At 55.6% G+C, this 14,660-nt stretch carries 13 protein-coding genes; 7 read left to right on the plus strand and 6 right to left on the minus strand.

Features of this window, described 5'->3' with window-relative positions; all coding sequences use genetic code 11:
- Positions 1 to 124, plus strand: a 124-nt coding sequence (locus tag QD409_RS00005) for an ATP-binding protein (RefSeq protein WP_430761862.1), incomplete at its 5' end; no start/stop codon positions are given.
- A 640-nt stretch (positions 125 to 764) separates the two neighbouring features.
- Here QD409_RS00005 and QD409_RS00010 read toward each other — a convergent pair.
- From QD409_RS00010 to QD409_RS00035, 6 genes are all read right to left on the minus strand, one after another.
- Positions 765 to 3,302, minus strand: a complete 2,538-nt coding sequence (locus QD409_RS00010; protein WP_430761459.1) for a DEAD/DEAH box helicase family protein — start codon at positions 3,300 to 3,302, stop codon at positions 765 to 767.
- 140 nt (positions 3,303 to 3,442) lie between these two features.
- On the minus strand, positions 3,443 to 4,147 hold the full coding sequence (locus tag QD409_RS00015) for a winged helix-turn-helix transcriptional regulator (RefSeq protein WP_430761460.1): 705 nt from the start codon (positions 4,145 to 4,147) through the stop codon (positions 3,443 to 3,445).
- A gap of 20 nt (positions 4,148 to 4,167) precedes the next feature.
- Positions 4,168 to 4,944 carry an SDR family oxidoreductase gene (locus tag QD409_RS00020; RefSeq protein ID WP_430761461.1) on the minus strand — a complete coding sequence of 259 codons (777 nt, stop codon included), beginning with the start codon at positions 4,942 to 4,944 and terminating at the stop codon, positions 4,168 to 4,170.
- Positions 4,941 to 6,656, minus strand: a complete 1,716-nt coding sequence (locus tag QD409_RS00025; protein WP_430761462.1) for an acetolactate synthase catalytic subunit — start codon at positions 6,654 to 6,656, stop codon at positions 4,941 to 4,943. Before QD409_RS00025 ends, QD409_RS00020 begins: the two co-directional genes overlap by 4 nt.
- A gap of 2 nt (positions 6,657 to 6,658) precedes the next feature.
- Positions 6,659 to 8,011, minus strand: coding sequence for an aspartate aminotransferase family protein (locus QD409_RS00030; protein WP_430761463.1), 1,353 nt, complete (start codon positions 8,009 to 8,011; stop codon positions 6,659 to 6,661).
- 108 nt (positions 8,012 to 8,119) lie between these two features.
- Positions 8,120 to 8,809 carry a GntR family transcriptional regulator gene (locus QD409_RS00035; protein ID WP_430761464.1) on the minus strand — a complete coding sequence of 230 codons (690 nt, stop codon included), beginning with the start codon at positions 8,807 to 8,809 and terminating at the stop codon, positions 8,120 to 8,122.
- 254 nt (positions 8,810 to 9,063) lie between these two features.
- On the opposite strand from QD409_RS00035, the gene QD409_RS00040 reads away from it, so the two are divergent.
- The 6 genes from QD409_RS00040 to QD409_RS00065 all read left to right on the plus strand — a co-directional run bounded on the left by QD409_RS00040 (position 9,064) and on the right by QD409_RS00065 (position 14,272).
- Positions 9,064 to 10,182, plus strand: coding sequence for an ABC transporter ATP-binding protein (locus tag QD409_RS00040; RefSeq protein WP_430761465.1), 1,119 nt, complete (start codon positions 9,064 to 9,066; stop codon positions 10,180 to 10,182).
- Between the two features lie 53 nt (positions 10,183 to 10,235).
- On the plus strand, positions 10,236 to 11,084 hold the full coding sequence (locus QD409_RS00045) for an ABC transporter permease (RefSeq protein ID WP_400666301.1): 849 nt from the start codon (positions 10,236 to 10,238) through the stop codon (positions 11,082 to 11,084).
- A gap of 58 nt (positions 11,085 to 11,142) precedes the next feature.
- On the plus strand, positions 11,143 to 11,940 hold the full coding sequence (locus tag QD409_RS00050; protein ID WP_430761863.1) for an ABC transporter permease: 798 nt from the start codon (positions 11,143 to 11,145) through the stop codon (positions 11,938 to 11,940).
- 45 nt (positions 11,941 to 11,985) lie between these two features.
- A complete protein-coding gene (locus tag QD409_RS00055; RefSeq protein ID WP_400666299.1) occupies positions 11,986 to 13,071 on the plus strand; it encodes an ABC transporter substrate-binding protein in 1,086 nt (361 codons plus the stop codon).
- A 113-nt stretch (positions 13,072 to 13,184) separates the two neighbouring features.
- Positions 13,185 to 13,880, plus strand: a complete 696-nt coding sequence (locus QD409_RS00060) for a hypothetical protein (protein ID WP_077472028.1) — start codon at positions 13,185 to 13,187, stop codon at positions 13,878 to 13,880.
- Positions 13,877 to 14,272: a DUF5615 family PIN-like protein gene (locus QD409_RS00065; protein ID WP_077472029.1), complete on the plus strand. Its 396-nt coding sequence runs from the start codon at positions 13,877 to 13,879 to the stop codon at positions 14,270 to 14,272. The genes QD409_RS00060 and QD409_RS00065 overlap by 4 nt, the downstream gene beginning before the upstream one ends.
- Positions 14,273 to 14,660 lie beyond the last annotated feature (388 nt).

Here is a 14,660-nt window from a genome sequence, read left to right on the forward strand (position 1 = left end):
CGTCGCGTCGGTGTTTGGTGATGCCAAGATGACGACAGCACTCCTCGATCGCCTGACCCATCACTGCGAGATCGTGGAAACAGGAAACGAGTCCTGGCGCTTCAAGAACCGCTCTCAAAGCTAAAGCCGAAGACACCCGCACTTGGCCTACCCTCTGCAACCCCGGCCAGCGCCGGGCAGGCCAAGCGCTGATCGCCTACAGGGGGGTGAAGATTGGACGCCGATAAGGGGTCAATATTCCGAGCCGGTTGACATTCATAGCTTTCGACGGGAAAGTCTATCATATACCTGGCCGTCAAGGCGACCTGATCAACATAAACGAGAATCAAGAGATCTTGGCGTTAAACGAGCTCCAGTACCTTCATGCCAGACGAAATCTTTATTTTGCAGCCTCCCACAGTGGGTCGACCATAGAGAGGGAGTTCAAAAATTATGCGACGTCGCGGCCCGAAGTTTGGGTCAGATTTGATTACTTTGAGAAGAAGGGGGAGATAGGCGGCCTAGAAAGGTTCGAACGAGTACAAGAGATGGCGTTTACGGGAGATAAACAGTTTCTGAGCACCTTCCATATCACGCAGATCCATCCGAGTCGCTGGAGCGGGTTCTTGAAATTCCGCCTTCGCCCACGATTTGTCACGACCGGGACAGGAGCTGGTGTCGTTCGTCACGATCATCCTTTTCTGAAAGGATGGATAGATAGAGCTACTCCGCGCGCTCATAGACCGAGAGGGAGAACCTAGTCTCCCTTTGCTAACATGTCAGGATCATTGCTTTAAGCTTTTTAATGGGACGGTCGCGAGCACCTTGAACCAGCCCTTCAGCTGCCACTCTGCAAGGGAACCGATTTCCTTTAGAAGCGCCCAGCGTTCGATAGCTATTTTTCCTCGCGTGTCATCTATCTTCGCCGTTAATTCTCGCATTTTCACTGCAAGTGCACCCGTCTCAACCAAAAACAGCGCATCGGACGGGCTTGCTTCCGGCTTACATATCCCTGCCGGACCAACGACCAACAAGCCATCCCAAACTATATCCGGGTGATTATCCTGAAGCCACTGCACATGATTGTGAGCCTGTCCAACCTCCTGCTTGCTATATTCCGCCGGGTAATTTTTTTGTGTCTTTAGCTCGAATGCGACGCCACTTTTAGATACTTCGTCCACCCAGATTACATCCGGACCCAATCCAAATTCATTGTCCGGCCGAGAGGCCGTGAAACCTAGCAACTCACCGAAGAGACGAACGGCTTCTTCCTTTTGGTTTGAGCTCGCAGCCTCCTCGAGCAGCACGCGGGCCTGCACTTTCAATTTTGCAACAAGATCACCTACCGCCTGTGGTCCATGATGATTGACCGCAAGCAGACCTTCTTGCAACATCGTAGTAATTTCGGCCGCCTGGACGACGCCATCAAACTCACTCTTAAACGGGACATTCAGCCACGCAGATAGCCGAGAACGCGCCTTTTTGTAGTGAGCCGTACTAGTTATCTTGTCGCCCTCGGCCTCATAGGAAGCCCCTAACCACACCGAATACCATCCCGCCAACCTCGCATCTGCCATCGCAGTGTCGTCCAGCACATCGAGAAGTGCAACGCGCGCATTTTCCGTATCCCCTTGCCAGAGCCGCGTCATGAACGCGCATTCTGCCACCGCAGATTTTGAGAGTTGCGCTTCACGTTCCTTCACCTTTTTCAGGGCTTCGTCGGAAACTTCGAGACCATCAACGGTATCTCGATAAAATTGAAGCCATCCCGAATCACGCGAAATGACCTGAGATATAATGGTGGAAATCGCGGCTGCATCGCCTTTGGTCATGCCCTGTTGGACAGTATTTCCAAGAATGACTTGCTTTCGGATGAGTGGAGGAAGAAGGGCAACATTTCTTTCCGTTTTTAGCCAGACGTTTAGGTCTCCGCCATAAACGACAAAAGCACTGTAGTCGCTCCTACCTCGATTTATCCGACCCAACAATTGAGTAATTCTGCTAGCCATCTTTGTTGAAAACAGATTGCTGAGAGAAAGGTGCTGAAAAAGATAGTGATCCATGAGGTTCGCGCCGGATGGAGCACCGTCAATCAACATCACGCGACAAGTATCCTGTGGCAAATCTATCCCATCAATTCTTGAGACGAGAATGAATGCGCCGCTGGAACTATTCCTAAATGCCTGAAGTTCCTCAGAAAATTTGACCCTCGTTGGCGGTGTGCCTATTGCTTTCCAAGCCTGAGCCTTCGGGTACGATGGGATTGAAACCAGAAGCTTATGAGCCTTCAGAATTTCATCTGCGACAGCTTTCTTTTCGGGTTTGTCTCTGAATTCGCTGCTTAGTAGAATTAACCGCTCACCGTTACCTGCATCGTTGTCAGGCTCTATCCGATTTGCAACGCGCCGCCCGAATGCCCTGACGAAGTCGGTCTCGAACTCAAGAGTGGCGGAAAGATATACCCGCCTAACGCCTTTCCCGAGAAAATCGAAAACACCAGTGGGTATGAATGGAGGCGTGATTTCGATTTCGTTTGAAGAAACAAAAATTGCGCAGCGACCAATGTTCTCCCACAATCTGATTGTACCGAATGCTAGCTCTGTACCGCGCCAGTTATTAACGCGCTTGATAGCTTCCAGAATTTGGTTTTGGCAGTCAGAGGCAGTTACAGGAGGACACATGGTGACCGATTGCTGGCCCACCTGGTCCAAGATAAATTGCAAATGAGCGCCTTTTCCTAACCGTTCGAACTCCGGGCGCACCATCTCAACTATCTCCGCGTATAACTGCGGAAAGTCGGCCTTTGAGATGCTGAGCGTAAAGGCGTCTCGAATCATGCGTTCAGCAACGTGCGCATCATCGAAGATAACCGCAGCAGGCTTCTTCTCTTTAGTAAACGCATTCATTGGAGAGAATAGTGCTTGGTAGGTTGTGATGCAGAAAGCCTTGCCCGTCTCAAACAGGTCATTAGAAAATGTACCCTGCACACGAGCGCTATAAGCTATGCCGAGCCGATCGCATTCCTTTGCGGTTTGGGCAACAAGGTCGATGGTGCTACAAGTGAATACTACAGGGCCAATTTGCTCGTTTACGAGACTTTGAGCAATCAATACCCCTACGATCGATTTACCGGCCCCAGTATTCAAGAGTATTGCAGTGTCTTCGGACTTTCGTTGATCGTGCCATCGTCTTAGCGCTTCCGCTTGCCCCTTCCAAAGATCATTGGGTGCATTACTAAGGTTCGGTGTCTTAGCGAAAATTTCCAGGGGATCTAGCGGTGCCAAATTAGCTTTCGGTCTTGGCAGATTATTAAAATCAATCATTGCAACCTCCACGGAAACGCATCGGAGGTTACCGCAATTTTTGCGGTTAGCAAGATCAACCTTCTTGACATACGAAACAGCACGAATAGCTAGGCGTTTTGGCGATCATCCAATGGTCGATAAAGCGGGTTCACCATGGCTCAGGCCTTAGGACAAGTGTCTAGATCCAGCGCATAACCAAGCGTGCGAACAGTGCGAATAATATCCGGCCCAAACGTCCGAAGTGCTCTGCGAAGAAGACCTATATGAATATCCACCGTCCGCGGCTCGACATCAGAGTCCGCAGGCCAAGCCGCGGCAATCAGCTCTTCCCGACTGCGAACCGCCTCGGGATTTTGCAGAAGATGCCGCAAGAGACGGAACTGCAAGGCTGTCAGCGGAACATCGCGACCATTTCTGCGCACCTTGACAGTCGCTGAGTTCATCTCGAGATCGGCGAAGCGAAGTACATCGGCGCTTGCCTCTGCTCCACCTTTCGCGATCAATGCGTCAAGCCTTAGCCGGCGAAGAAACTGGATGAGATGCGCTGGGTCGAACGGGCGTGACAAAACAAGATCGGCGCCAGTTTCATCGAACGGCACATCAAGCGCTCCATCGGATTGATTGCAAAGCAGCGCGATCGCGATTTCGCGCCGCGCCGCCTTTAGAGCAGCTACATCTCTCAAACAAACTTCAGACGCAGAATGATCGATAATGATGGCGCGCACGGACTTATCGTGCAGTTCATTTACCGCATCTTCCATACTCGCCGTGAGTGAAACAGAGAACCCTTCGATTGCGAGGACATGCTGCAGCATCAGAAACATTTGCGCATTGTGCGAATGGACCAGGATGCGAAAATCCATATTTCCTCCTCCAGCTTGCCTCACAACGGAGCGAACTCACCGCCGTTGACATCAAGGATCGCACCGTTGATGAACCCTGCTTGCTCCGAGACGAGGAAGCAGATGGCTGCTGCAACATCCTCTGGCGTCCCGATACGCCCGACCGGAATCCGCGCAAGCGCTGCCTTGTTGACTTCACTGTCTGGTGGCCCCGCCATTTCAGTGGCAATTCTGCCGGGAGCGACAAGATTGATGGTAATGCCGTGACCGGCAGACGCCGCCACCAGAGATCGGGCCAAGCCCGCGAGCGCAGACTTTGACGCAGCATAGGCCGCGCCCGAGATCCTTGGAATCGTGCGGCCAGCAATCGAACTGACGAAGACGATGCGCCCGAAACCATGCTCCATCATATGCGGCAGAACGACTTGGCTACACCGCATCGCACCGGTCAGGTTGACCGCGAGAACCGAGTGCCATTCGTTACTGGTGATCTGCACGAAGGGTGTGGCACCACTTTCGCCCTTCGGGGATATCCCCGCGTTGCTGACGAGAATATCCGGCATGGCCCACGCGCGTTCCAGCGCGTGAAAGAATCTTTGTATCTGTATCGGCTTGGCCAAATCGACCGTTCGGGCAAAGACACTCTCGGCGCCGAATCGCGCCGAAAGTATTTGCTCTGCGGCCGTCACATGGTCGCGGCGCTGGCCGAAGAAGGCCACCTTGTAGCCGCGCTCAAGCAGGCTTGAAGCCGTTGCCAGGCCAATCCCCGAGCTGCCGCCGGTGACGACAGCAAGCCTTTGTCGGGGAGCCGGGATCATGCGGCACGATCCATCTGCGCAAACAGCGACAGCGGCGGGTGTGCCTCTGGATCTGTCATCACTTCGATGAGCAGCGGTTCATTGCCTTCGATGCCACGTTTCAGAGCTGCAGCGAGCGCTGCCGGATCGTTGATGCGGATCGACGGGCATCCGCAGGCTTTCGCAAGCGCGGCGTGGTCGACGTCGGCGAAACTGCATGCGGACGTATATTGGCCGAATTTCACAGTCTCGGCGTCACGCTGGAAACCGAGAATGCCATTGTTGAGCACGATGACGGTCACCGGCAAACGCATGCGTATCATCGTTTCGAGTTCGGCCCAGCTATGGGCAAAACCGCCGTCGCCAACGACCGCGACCACCGGACGTTTCGGCTCGGCAGCTTTGGCGCCGAGTGCAAGCGGGAAACCCCATCCAAGTCCCGCCAGGCCTCGTGGCGTAATGAACCGCATGCCCGCGCGTGGCGCCCTCAACTGCCCAAGAATCCACATGGAGGAATAGCTGGCGTCCGCGACAATTGCGATATCGCGCGCGAGCCAGGACTGCAATTCAGCCATGACCCGTTCCGGACGAATGGGAGAATTGACCGAGGCATACTGAGCATGGCGCGCTTCATCGAAATGTCGCCAGAATGAAGCAATCCGCTCTTCGAGAGGCGCGCGCAAGTTTCGTCTGAGCGCGAGGTCGCAGCTTTCAAGCGACCGGCGCAACGCCGCCAATGTTTCCCGGGCATCGCCGACAAGTCGGAGAGCCTCATAGTTGCGGCCCACTTCCGTCGGGTCGATATCGATATGGATAACGCCTGCCTTGGCCGGTATCTGCCGCCAATTGTCGGTACCATTCTGATTGGTGCGAGTCCCGACAAGGACGACCAGATCGGCTTCCGACATGAGTTCATGGCTGTAGAAGCCAAGCGAGCGCGGACCGACCAATGAGCCCAGGACACCGGCAGACAGCGGATGGAATTCGCTGACAGCACCCTTCCCCATATTGGTCGTGAAGACAGGCAGGCAGGCCTCGTCCTGCAAGCGTGACAATTCCTCTGCTGCCCCACCGCAATGGATACCACCGCCGGCCAGGACGACGGGCGATCGGGCATTGGCGATCCGTTCAGCAGCTGTTTGCAGATCCCGATCCGATGGCCGGGTTCGATCAAGCGGCCACCGACCGAGATTGCTGGTGCGGGACGCCTCAATAGCGGGTGTCGGCGAACGCAACAGATCAGCAGGCAGAAGCAAGGCTACGGGGCCGGGGCGACCGGAGGTGGCTGCGGTGAACGCCGCATCGACATAGTCGTCGACGCGTTCGGCAACCGTGACGCGCCGGACCCATTTGGTGCAGGATTGGAACAGGGCAATCTGATCGAAATCCTGAAAAGCGTTCCTGTCCGTCTGATCGCGCTCAACATCCTGGACCATTGCTACAACCGGAATGCTTGCCTTCAGGCACTCGGCAAACGGCGGCACAAGCAGGGTCGCAGCCGGGCCATTCTGGGCGGCTACGACCCCGACTTTTCCTGAGGTACGGGCATAGCCATCCGCCATGGCTCCGCCCATGTTTTCCTGCCGGTAGGCAATCTGTCGAATGCCGCGCGCCTCGGCGGCAAGGATCAGCGCCGAAGGCAGGCTCTGGGCAAAAATCATCTCGACGCCATGACGTCGGAGCGCTTCTGCAATCCGGTCCGCGACCGTACCCGTCATTGAGGTTTCCGTCATTGCTATCCCTCCCAACCCGTTCTGCTGTTCTTTTCCAGAAAGTCATCAAATGCTGCGACGATGCTTTCGGCATCGGCATCAGTCATCGGTGTCGACAGGCATGCGGCGGCGCCAAACGGCAGCAAAATCCCGCTTGCCAGGAAATGTCTTGAAAGCGCCCGCATGACATCATTCTCGTGCGGAGTCATGGCCGCCATATGGAAACTCGTTGGTGCAATCATCCTCGGATGGATGCGAAACAAGGACGCCGCTCCGGAAACTGAAAGCGGCGCGCCCCATTTCAGGGCTGCATGCGCCAACCCCTTGCGCAAACCATCGCCCAATCGCTCCAGGCGATCGAAGGCCTCGATCGTCATCGCCTCCATTGCAGCCTTTCCGGCAACCATAGAGACGGGATTGGCCGAAAACGTCCCACCTTGTGAAACGAGCGGCGCCTCATTGTCGGTCCCGAAAACGGTCATGACGTCCGTGCGGCCGCCAATGGCGCCGACTGGAAAGCCGCCCCCGATGATCTTGCCGACGGTGATCAGATCCGGTTCAAGCCCATAGCGGGCCGAAGCACCGGCAAAACCCTGTCGCAGATTGAGAACTTCATCGGCAATGACAAGAATGCCGTATTTGCGCGCGACGGCGGACACAGTAGCGATGAAGTCGGGCGCTGGATGCAGCAGGCCTGCCCTGCTCGGCATCGGATCGATGAGAATGGCAGCAACGTCGTTTGCTCTAGGCGCGATTGCCGACTCTATACCGGCCGCATCGTTGAAATCCAGAACGAGGACATTGTCGGCGATCGAGTGAGGCGCACCCAGATAACCGAGCTTAGGCCGATTTTGGCCGGAAGCGCTGTCTACTATGATGCCGCCCTGGCCGGCTTCGGCCCAGTCATAGGCGCCGTGATACGACCCTGCGAAGCGGACGATTGTCGACCGGCGGGTGAAGGCGCGGGCAGCCTTGATGGCAAACATGACGGCTTCGGTACCGCTATTGACGAACCGCACCTGCTCCATCGCCGGGATGCGCGAGACCAGCAACTCGCCGAGCGCGATCTCATGCTCCGTGGGATTGGCGAAGCATGTGCCCGTTTTCAGGACCTTTTCGACAGCCTCCGTGACGGGCGCAAAACCATGCCCATGGATCAATGTCGTAAAATTGTTGTTGAGGTCGAGCAGCCGGTTGCCGTCCGCATCCCACACATACGCTCCCTCGCCTTTGGCGACGTAAATCGGGATGGGATCCATCTCGATCGTGGAGCGTGTGATACCAGCCGGGAAAACACCTTTTCCCCGGCGAAAGAGATGAGTTGATCGGGCTCGAATAGCCGACCAGCCTCGTCCCTGAGCTTTATCCGTAAACATGGCAGGAAGCTTTCTGTTGCAAGGTCAGACGCGTGTCTTTGCACCGCCTTTATATTTTTGTTGCAACAAAAATCCTCGTCGTCAAGTCAATGCATCAAAATTTTGAGTTTAAGAGCGCAGATTTGCACGCGCCGCGCGCCGCAAGCTGCGAAAACCGTCGCGAATATCGCTCTCGAAAGCAGCCCTTAATGCGGCACCGTCACGCTCAGCGAGCGCCTCCATCGCCATCTCATGATTGTGAACCCCATACTTCTCCTCGGCAAACTCCGGGTAGAGGTTATAGAGCGACGGACCAATGCGCAGCCAAAGACCCTCAATCATCGCAACAAGGTGAGGAAGACCAGCGAGGCGATAGACTGAGAAGTGAAATTCCTTATTGTGCCAAAGCGCTGCCGTGTAGTCCTTATCAAGTAAGGCGGAATTGATCTTCTCTTGTAGTTCTTCAAGAGTTCCAATAATTTGACCGGATCCTTCCTGTGCCGCTCGCTCCGCTGCGAGCCCCTCCAAAGCAAGGCGAACCAAGGTTATTTCCTTTAGATCGGCCTCACTGAGAATGGGGACGATCACCGTCTTAGGCCCGGCATAAACCAATGCACCGTCACCGATCAGGCGATTGATGGCATCACGCGCCGGCGTCGAACTAATGCCCAAGTCTTCCGCGACGGCGCGCACCGTCATCTTGTAACCGGGTCCATAAACGCCACGGATCAGGCGCTCCTTCATTTCCCGGTAGGCAGCATCTCCCAAGCCGACAGCGTGCCGATCGACGCCCGAACCCTCGTCCGACTCAAATACCATTTCCCGTTCCTGCATGTTGACAGTGCACTTTTTTGATGCAACAAAAAGATTATGTGAAGTTTTCGCAAAGCGATTGTCACATCAAAACAGCTTTAGCAGCCCGCTTTCTGCCTGTCACGGGGCTGCTGGCTCGATGAATTTCGCATTCAAGCGATCCGCCGGACTGCCAGAAAAGACCAGCACCGTCCGCGAACGGCTGACGCTGCGCGCCAAAAAAACGGGGAATTCTCACTCAACTGAAGGAGGGCAATGATTTGATTGGCCGAAGATTAATCCTTTCGGGTCTCCAGAAACGCTATGCAGACATCTGGGCTGTCAAAGAAACAGATCTGGAGATCGAGCCGGGCGAATTCGTCTCGATTGTCGGTCCGTCCGGATCCGGCAAGACGTCGCTGCTGACCATGATTGCCGGTTTCGAGATGCCGACTGCGGGCAAGATCCGCATTGGCGACAAAGACGTCACGCCTTTGCCGCCCAACCGCCGTGATATCGGCATGGTGTTTCAGAAATACGCGCTGTTTCCGCATTTGACAGTCGGGCAGAACATTGCTTTTCCGCTCAAGATGCGCCGTGCTCTTTCGGGAGCGCCGCTTAAATCGCGAGTGGAGGAGATACTTCAGCTCGTTCAGCTGTCCGGATACAGGGACCGCTATCCGAACCAACTGTCGGGTGGGCAGCAGCAGCGGGTCGCCGTCGCTCGCGCCCTGGTCTTCGATCCGCCGGTCATTCTCATGGACGAGCCTCTTGGCGCACTCGACAAGAAACTGCGCGAGGCGATGCAGTTCGAGTTGAAACGCATCCAGCGACGACTTGGCGCAACCGTCGTCTATGTCACGCACGATCAGGATGAGGCCTTGGCGATGTCGGACCGCGTCGCGGTGATGCGGCAAGGCGAACTGCAGCAGATCGGAACGCCAGCCGAGCTCTACTGCAAACCTGCCAACGCCTTCGTCGCTGACTTCATAGGCGTAATGAATTTCGTGCCCGGTACCTATGTCGGAACGGAGAGCGGCCACCTTGCAATCCAACTCGCGGATGGCGTCCTGTTGAGAGCGCCGGCCATTTCACATGGCGATGGAACCCGTCCGGCAAAAGGAACAGCGGTTCATCTCGCCATCCGGCCGGAACATATCAACCTGACACCATCAGGCCAAAGCCCCGAAAATACGGCTGCCGGCATCGTCGAGGCCTCCGTCTTCTTCGGCTCAACCAACATCCTGCTTGTCCGCCTCACGAGGTTGCCCAGCGTTATCCTGCGGGTGCAGATGCCCGCCGGACAGGCCGCCGCTTTCGAGCAAGGAAGCAGTGTCGGCATTCTCATCGATGAGACGAGACTGCAAACCTTTCCGATCAAGGAGGGGGTTGCCGCATGACGTTGCCTGCTTCACCTTTGATCGCGAGACGCCAGTTGCCATTGGCGAGATGGATGCGACCCCGCTCTTCGCGGCATTATGCAGCCATTCCTTCATGGCTGCTGGTCCTCCCGCTTTTGGCGACCTTTGCGATCGGCTTTCTTTATCCCTTGGCCAAGTTGGTCGCCCTCAGCTTCACAGGAGGCCCATCCGCTACTTACGGGCGCCTTCTGGATGATCCTCTGTACGCAGCTGTTCTTGCCGATACCGTGGGGATCGCCACGGCTGTCACCTTAAGCTGCGTTCTCCTGGGTTATCCGGTCGCGCTTCTCATGGCCCGCCTTAAAGGACGGCTGGCCCTGGTCATCGCAGCATGCGTCTTTATTCCGTTGTGGACCTCGATACTGATCCGTTCCTATGCCTGGATCGTGCTGCTCCAACGCCACGGCATCATCAATTCCTTGCTCGTTGCGACAAACCTGACGGATGGGCCGCTCAAGCTTCTCTACACGCAAGGCGCCGTCGTGCTCGCAATGACGCATGTGCTGCTGCCCTTCGTCATTGTTCCAATCTTTTCGACCTTGCAAATGCTGCCGAAGGATTATGTCCGGGCGGCACGCAATCTTGGAGCTGGCGCGATCCGGTCCTTCCTTTTCGTGACCTTGCCGCTCAGCCTCCCAGGCGTGTTTGCCGGCGCAACCATGTGTTTCGTCCTTGCGCTGGGCTTTTACATCACACCGGCTCTGGTCGGAGGCCCGGGATCGATGCTGATGGCGAATCTGATCGGCCAGCAGACCACTGTTCTGCTTGACTGGCCATTTGCCGCCGCCCTGTCGACGGTTCTTCTCGCCATGACGATCGTCTTCATCATCGTGTTTCGCAAGGCGCTTTCCTTCAGCAAAGGATTCAGCAGTGTTCATTGATCAATCGTCCACCTTGCCACCGCTTTTCGCCGCCACCGGCAAGCTTAGGCTCGCGGTTCTGCATCCTCTTGGCAGGGCGGCAGCACTCATCGGCGCTGGCCTGCTCGTGGGAATTATCCTGTTCTTTCTGATTCTGCCGACCTTGCTCATCATCCCAATGTCGCTGAGCCAAACCGATTACATTCAGTTCCCGCCGCAGGGACTGACCTGGCACTGGTACCGGGTCTATTTCAGTGACCCGGACTGGATGGCGGCGACCTGGTTCAGCGTCAGGATTGCAATTGCGACGACGGCAAGCGCCACCATCATCGGAACCATGGCATCGCTTGCCATTGTCCGGGGGGATCTTCCCTTCAAAAACGCACTGCAGGTCCTGTCGGTCGGGCCGATGATCGTTCCGCACGTCGTCTTCGGCGTCGCCCTGTATCTGGTCTTCTCACCCCTGCAACTCACCGGAAGTTTTGTCGGCTTCCTGATCGCTCACACTGTTCTTGCCATCCCCTATGTCGTTATTACGGTGACGGCATCGCTCCAGCGCCTCGATCCGATGTTGGAGCTGGCTAGCCTTAGCTGTGGCGCAAACCGGCGGCAAACATTCTTTCGAATTGTGCTGCCCAATATCGCGCCCGGTATCGCCTCTGCTGCCGTCTTCGCCTTCCTCGCATCATTCGACGAAGCAACGGTCGCCTTTTTCATCTCGGACACTGGCGGAAAATCGATCGGCCGAAAGATGTTCGAAGACATTGATTTCAATCTGACGCCGGTGATTGCGGCTGCGTCTGCGGTTTTCGTCGCCGTCTCCCTGCTTCTGATGGCAACGGCGCATCTGCTGACCACCCGCAAAGCCGGGCAATGACACCAAAGCCGACAAATTCAAAAGCACACACGAAGGGAACATTGCATGTCATCCAAATGCCACTCTGCGCGCTCGATCCGGATCCGCCGATTTCTCTACGCGGCGGCCAGCCTGCTTTGGCCTCTCTCTTTTCCACAGTCGGCAACAGCCGCACAGCAGGTCATCATCGCCTCAACCGGTGGCGCATATGACCGTGCGCTCAAAGAGGCGTGGTTCGACCCATTCACCAAAGCGACAGGCATTGAGGTCGTGACGGTTGTCGCCACCAATTCTGAAATGCGCGCCAAAGCCAGCGCGATGGTGAAGACGGGTAACGTCACCTGGGACCTCTATCTTGACGGCGAGATACAGGCAGCCTCAAAGGCGCATCGTGAGGTCACTGAGGATCTCACCGAGTTCTGCCGGCAATTCGCCGATCGCAAGGATCTCGAGCCGCATACCTGCGCTGCTGGCGGTGCCCTTCTACAGTCGACGGCCACACTGCTTGCCTACCGGATCGGAAAGGCCGGCGATCCGGTGCCCGAGACATGGGCGGATATGTGGGATACGAGCAAATTTCCCGGCGGCCGCGCCTTTCCCAATTTTGACGACCCCTGGCGGGTGATGGCTGCCGCCCTTCTAGCCGATGGCGTGAGCCGGGACAAATTGTTCCCCCTTGATGTCGACCGCGCGCTGAAAAAGCTCGATGAGATCCGTTCCTCAGTCTCCATCTGGTGGAAGACCGGCGACCAGAGCGTGCAGGGTTTCCGCAACGGGGATTATTCGCTCGGGCAGATCTGGTTGACACGGGCAAAGGCGATGCAAACTGAAGGCCTGCCCATTAGCTGGTCCTACAAGGCATCCTTTCTGGTTGGCGATCGCATCGCGTTGATCAAAGGCGCTCCACATCATGACAACGCGTTGAAACTGATCGCATTCTGGCTCAATTCGCCGCAGGCTCAGGCAAAGGCTTGCGCAATATTGTCCTGCACGCCGCCAAGTAGCGATGCTGTCGCATTGATCCCCGAGGATATTCGAAAATCGATGCCAAGCGCTGAGGATGTTCGCGATCACATCGTCGTGCCGGATGCGGACTGGATCAACGCCAACGCCGCCATGTTGCTTCAACGTTGGAACAACTGGCTTCGGTGAAGGAACAATTTTTCGTTGTCCTGCGATATTCGTCATAAAGAAAATAAATTCTTTGACGAGATGATCGGCAAGCGGATAATGCCGGCGAATTCAAGCGGGGATGGCAAATCACAATGAGTGGCAGCGAGAAGCCTATTCCATTCGGTATTGGCTATTATTCCGCCAGCGATGCCGCACGCCTCTTGAATATTCCCGTGCGGAACGTCCGCAGATGGCTTGGCGGGTACGACTACACACACCAGGGCGAAACGCTGCACGTCGATCCCCTGTGGCAAAGCCAGTTGCCGCAGGCTGACGGGCATATTGAACTTGGTTTTCGTGACCTCATCGAACTGCGGTTTGTCGGTGCCTTCATCGACGCCGGCCTCGGCCTGAAAACAATCAGGCATTGCCTCGTCTATGCAAGAGAATGCGTCAACGATGACAGGCCTTTTTCAACGCGACGCTTTCAGACGGATGGAAAGACGATCTTTCTGGAAAGCGTCAATACGTCTGGCGACGAAAATCTTCTGGATTTGAAGAAGAAGCAATACACGATCAAGACCATCATCGAGCGGACGTTCAAAGATCTGGACATCGATAATGACGCCGTAAGTCGCTGGCGTCCGTTTAAGGGGAAGGCGACTATCATCGTTGACCCTGAGCTTGTGTTTGGCCAGCCGACAACCGCTGTCTACAATGTACCCACAATTGCGCTGGCACAGGCGGTCAAGGCGGAAGGATCCGAGCGGGCGGTCGCAAAACTCTATGAGATCCCCATAGCAGTCGTTAGAGACGCCGTAGCCTTTGAGGAATCACTGGCAGCGTGAAGGTCCTCTTCGATCACAACCTTTCTCCCCGATTGGCAAGGAGCCTTCAGGCTCTGATGGGAGACGACCACGAGATCGTAGCGCTGCGAGACAAGTTTCCACCGAATATAAAAGATGTCGATCTCATTGCCGAACTGTCAAAGCAGGGCGGATGGATTTTCATATCGGGCGATCGTCGGATCACCAGAAACCGCGCTGAGAAGGCGGCTTTTCAAAGCTCGAAACTCGTGGGCATGTTTCTGTCGCAGGGGCTGTACAAATCCAGCGTGTTGAAACAGGCAGAGCGACTTATTGCATTGTGGCCGGCCATTGGCACAGTTGCGGGAAACGTGTCAGGCGGTGCAATGTTCGAACTTCCAATGAAATCCTCAAAGCTGTCCCCACTCAAATAACTTGGCCCATCACCGCTGCCTGGAAATGTTGGTGAAGCGGGGACCTTTATGTTGTCTCTGGAAGGCATCGCCCTCGCGTTTGATAGCGATCCTCGAGTGCTGTAAATAATAAATCAAGCTGGGACACTAGAAATCCAGCCGCTGTAACTTTGAGGCGAAATCTCTTTATCGACATTCGCTCGCTATTTGGTAATGATCCGCGGAGTAGAGGGTCCGTGTCGTGTCTTTTAGTCGGGTATTCTTGATAGGAGTTGTCTTTCTCTTATGGGCTATCAATGTCCGAGCAGACGACAATGTCGCGCCGTTTTCCATATCGCCTGTTTGGCCGCTAGCAATACGCTTGGATGGGCCAATCGATTCTCGGTCTGCTCTGTCTTTTAGAAGGATT

The organism is Rhizobium sp. BR 315, assembly GCF_050577975.1.
GTDB classification, from domain to species: Bacteria; Pseudomonadota; Alphaproteobacteria; order Rhizobiales; family Rhizobiaceae; genus Rhizobium; species Rhizobium miluonense.

Bases quoted from the DNA above. Each gene is read 5' to 3' on its own strand.
- QD409_RS00025 (WP_430761462.1), bottom strand. From the start codon at position 6,656: ATGACGGAAACCTCAATGACGGGTACGGTCGCGGACCGGATTGCAGAA.
- QD409_RS00020 (WP_430761461.1), bottom strand. From the start codon at position 4,944: ATGATCCCGGCTCCCCGACAAAGGCTTGCTGTCGTCACCGGCGGCAGC.
- QD409_RS00030 (WP_430761463.1), bottom strand. From the start codon at position 8,011: ATGTTTACGGATAAAGCTCAGGGACGAGGCTGGTCGGCTATTCGAGCC.
- QD409_RS00015 (WP_430761460.1), bottom strand. From the start codon at position 4,147: ATGGATTTTCGCATCCTGGTCCATTCGCACAATGCGCAAATGTTTCTG.
- QD409_RS00060 (WP_077472028.1), top strand. From the start codon at position 13,185: ATGAGTGGCAGCGAGAAGCCTATTCCATTCGGTATTGGCTATTATTCC.
- QD409_RS00045 (WP_400666301.1), top strand. From the start codon at position 10,236: ATGCGACCCCGCTCTTCGCGGCATTATGCAGCCATTCCTTCATGGCTG.
- QD409_RS00010 (WP_430761459.1), bottom strand. From the start codon at position 3,302: ATGATTGATTTTAATAATCTGCCAAGACCGAAAGCTAATTTGGCACCG.
- QD409_RS00035 (WP_430761464.1), bottom strand. From the start codon at position 8,809: ATGGTATTTGAGTCGGACGAGGGTTCGGGCGTCGATCGGCACGCTGTC.
- QD409_RS00055 (WP_400666299.1), top strand. From the start codon at position 11,986: ATGTCATCCAAATGCCACTCTGCGCGCTCGATCCGGATCCGCCGATTT.